Origin of the sequence: Carnobacterium divergens (assembly GCF_900258435.1) — a bacterium.
GTDB classification, from domain to species: Bacteria; Bacillota; Bacilli; order Lactobacillales; family Carnobacteriaceae; genus Carnobacterium; species Carnobacterium divergens_A.
Map to the genome: position 1 here is coordinate 1 of NZ_LT984413.1, position 4,001 is coordinate 4,001.

Annotated in this window: 2 protein-coding genes; one reads left to right on the forward strand and one right to left on the reverse strand. The window is 33.0% G+C overall.

Annotation, left to right across the window (positions count from 1 at the left end):
• Positions 1-160 precede the first annotated feature (160 nt).
• The gene (locus CDIMF43_RS00525) at positions 161-3,166 is read right to left on the reverse strand and encodes a Tn3 family transposase (RefSeq protein WP_109840894.1); all 3,006 of its coding nucleotides are present in this window, start codon (positions 3,164-3,166) and stop codon (positions 161-163) included.
• 184 nt (positions 3,167-3,350) lie between these two features.
• On the opposite strand from CDIMF43_RS00525, the gene CDIMF43_RS00530 reads away from it, so the two are divergent.
• On the forward strand, positions 3,351-3,935 hold the full coding sequence (locus tag CDIMF43_RS00530) for a recombinase family protein (RefSeq protein ID WP_010051903.1): 585 nt from the start codon (positions 3,351-3,353) through the stop codon (positions 3,933-3,935).
• Positions 3,936-4,001 lie beyond the last annotated feature (66 nt).

A 4,001-nucleotide genomic window follows, 5' to 3' on the forward strand; every position in this document is an offset into this window, starting at 1 on the left:
GGGGTCAATGGAACATCTTAACGAAAAGTTGCGGTATAATCGACTATTAAAAAATAGAAACGCTGATTTAACAGCATTTCTATTTTTTTTAGACTTTAAGGCTCCAAAATTGTCTGGAACAATCGAACGAAAAGTTGCGGTATCTTTATAAACACGAACATTAGAGAGAATCAGGTGTTTTTAATGGTCGTAATGATCCGTCTTCTAGACCTTGATTATACTGGAATGAATATTTACCAACAAAGTTTATATGCTCAAATAAAAGTGGAGATAATTTTCCTATAAGTTCTTCTGAACAGTCATATCCTTCTACTTTCATCTGCTCCAATACTTTTTCAAGATACAGTGTATTCCAATAAATTACTGCATTTGTTACAACGCTTAAAGAGGTTAACTGCTCCTCCATTCCATCAATATAAGTTTGATATAATTTTCCATTTCTTCCGTAAAATATACTTCTGCAAAGTGCATGACGTGATTCACCCTTATTTAGCTGTTCAAGTATTTGACGAGCATAAATTTCATCTGAAAGATAGCGTAGTTGATGTTTGGTCTTATAAACCTTTCCATATTCTGTAATTGCTTTTCCAAGTGAAGTTGGTTGACCAGATCGTTGTAACGCTCGAGTTAGTTCAGTTGCATTGACTTTACCAGATTTCAGGGAACCTGCTACTCGAAGTATATCTTCCCAATGTTCTTCAATTAAATCAGTGTTAATTCGACTTTTAGTAACATCATTCAATAAACCATAATCAGCATTTTTTTCAATTCTCCATAGTTTGGTACCATGTTTATTCGCAATTCTAGGACTAAATTGAAAACCTAGTAGTCCAAATAATCCAAAAATAAGGTCACTATATCCAGCTGTATCTGTCATTATCTGAGTGGGCTGTAATCCGCTGGTTTGATTAAGAAGTCCCTCTAATAAGTAAAGAGAGTCTCTTAACGTGCCTGATACAACCATTCCATGGAAACCAATATAATGATCTGAAACAAAGTTATAGAAAGTGATTCCTCGGCCTTTGCCAAAGTATTTTGGATTACTAGCAGAGTAAAGTGATCTTTGCGGTGTTATATACCGAATTCCATCTGCAGACGCCATTTCTCCATTTCCCCAAGCAAGAGCCAGTTCCAATTTCTTATGTGAATGAATAATTTTTTGATTAGCTGCAGTTAAGGTATCAATACGTAAGTATTGATGAGCTACATAGGTGAGCCTATCATACTTCAAACTATCAATATTATTTTTGGAAACTGGAGAAAATCCAATATTACATGATTCCGCTAACAATACTGCTAAAATACTAATATCTAACTGTTTCATTCTGGATTCTTTCTCATTTAAATGTTTAAAGGATTGAGTTAACCCAACTCGTTGGTTTACTTCCAATAATAAATCGGATAAATCAATGCTAGGCATGAGTTGGCGCACACGTGATTTAAACTCTTTTTCATTAGGCTGCTCATTTCCCTTTTTCAAATTTGAAACAACTATTTTTACTTCACCATTTATTTCTTCAAGCCTTGCCATATTAGATGCATCCCAATTTGATTGTGTTTCTATAAAAGATAGAGACAAATCTTCGCTTAATTTTTGTACAGCTAAGGTGCCTGAAGAAGGTAAGTCAAGTTGAGTAATCAAAACTTCCCGTTGCTCTATCCACGTAGAATCATCAAATAAATAGCTCATTGGGTCTGCATATTTTTCACTATTAGTAACAAATATGTCATGCTTTTTTAATCCTTGAAAGAGAAGTTCTAGCCCAGCAATTAACACGCACTGATTTACTGAAGTGGGATTTTCATGTATATAATATTGCCATTTTTTAGATAAACAGGGTTCAATATCATAAAAATGGTCTAGTGTTATTGGTTTTGGAAAAACTTCTTTTATCTTTTCCCAAACGACTAAGCTATCTGCCCCGTAATTGTTACCTTCAAAGTTAATGGATAAAAGAATAGAGGGGATGAACTTTTTAATTTTCCTGAATGCTTTGCGAAGTTCATTAATTGCAATGGGTTCTTGCTCGTTACGAACAATATCCTTAACTTGAAAAATGGCTGCATCCATTTCTTCTTTTTGAAATTTATCTGAAATAACTTTTCGAATTTCTTGGTTAGTAATGGATTCGTCAAATAAAAGTTCTACAATTTTTGATAACGTAAGAGCAGCTCGATCTAAATCTTTTATTGTTCTCATTCGATCTTTTATTTCTTTATTTTTTGCACGTCTAAAAATAGCATCTACATATTTTGATAGTGCTAAAAGTTGTTCGTCCATTGCTTTTTTCTGATGTTCATAAACAAATGCCACTAAATGAGCTATTTGGCGATTTAGTGGCATTCTTTGTATAGCTTGAGCTTTTGCTTTGAAAGCATAGCTGGCAAGTTTTTTTAATTTCCCTTCAGGAATTACAGAAAAGTCCCAGTTTTCTGTATGAAAAGATTGGAACATAATCAGTCTATTAAACCCACGAATAAGCTCCTTTTGACTTTCGTCAATCAAAGGGCTTCGTAAAATATCCATTTTAAGCGTTGCACCACGTATAGGCTCACCAACAAAATCAAATAATTCTAACAAACGTTCTACCTCTGATGTAGCAGGAATCTCAGAAAGTAATTTATAGAGTTGTTTTTCAGAAGAATCAATAATTTTAGATACAAAGCGTTCAAAAGTAGAAAAACCTGGTAAAATAATTTTTTCATCCAAACATTTTTTTAATAGCATATCAAAAAGCATATTATCCGTCTCAGTTGTATACCATGACCGATCAAGTAACCAATCAGATAAATATTTTTCTACTGCATTATCAGTAAATAGTACATAGTTATAGTAGTCTTGTATAAGTTTCATATGTTGCCAAATTGTTTGTTTACGTGTGTACCCATAAAATTCCTTGTAGTCAATATTTAGTTGCGCAGCTAAATGCTGAATGACCACTATTGGAAGTGTTTCAAAATCAGATGTAAAGCATCCGAGGAACCTGACGGTTCCTAGTTGAACTGCGAATCCTAATTTTGTGGACGATTTTTTCATTTTTGCAATAACCTCTTTATCAGAATCATTTAAATAAAAGTAGAGATTAAGTTGTTCTTTAGATGGCTCATTTATAAATTTCCCAAATCCTTCTTTGTGGTGTCCCTTCAATTGTTCAATTTCTACCATTTTAATCCCCCTGAGTGGTTACCAAAAACCAATGTTTTTGTAACCTCATATTTTTTGAAACTCGATACTGAATAACTAGCTTTTCTAAGTTACAAAAACTAGTTATAAATAAGTTTACAAGAAACACTTGCAAAAATATAGTTATTTACCGATAATAAAGTAAAAGAGCATCAGGAGGAATTATATGATAATAGGATACGCAAGAGTGTCAAAAGATGAGCAACATCTAGATCGACAATTAGATCAGTTAAAAAAATATGGAGTTGAAAAAATTATTAAAGAAAAATATACTGGAACAAAAAAGTCACGGCCAGGAATTGAAGAACTGTTAAAAATAATCCGGACAAATGATACAGTAGTTGTAGAAAGTATTTCTCGACTTGGTAGAAATACTTTGGATATATTGACTCTTCTTCAGCACTTAGAAAAAGAAAAGGTAGAATTCATTTCGTTGAAAGAAAATATGGATACTTCTACGCCTACCGGAAAAGCAATGCTCCAGATGATGAGTGTGATTGCTGAATTAGAGAGGAATTTATTAGCCGAGCGTGTAAAAGAAGGAATAACTGCAAGCAGGAGACGTGGCGTAAATATTGGAAGACCAAAAATTCCTCAAGAAAAATTGAATTTAGCAATGAGAATGTATGACAGTGGAGATTATTCGATTAAAGAAATTCTTGAATCTACCACTATTTCTCAAGGAACGCTTTATCGAGAAATAAATAAAATGAAATTGAAAAAAATAGAAGATATAAAAAACGAAAGCTAAGTTGTTAATCCAACCTAGCTTTCGTTTTTATACCGCAACTTTTCGTAAAGATGTTCCATTGACCCC

Excerpts from the sequence above, each read along its gene's own strand:
- CDIMF43_RS00525 (WP_109840894.1), bottom strand. The coding sequence starts at position 3,166 with ATGGTAGAAATTGAACAATTGAAGGGACACCACAAAGAAGGATTTGGG.
- CDIMF43_RS00530 (WP_010051903.1), top strand. The coding sequence starts at position 3,351 with ATGATAATAGGATACGCAAGAGTGTCAAAAGATGAGCAACATCTAGAT.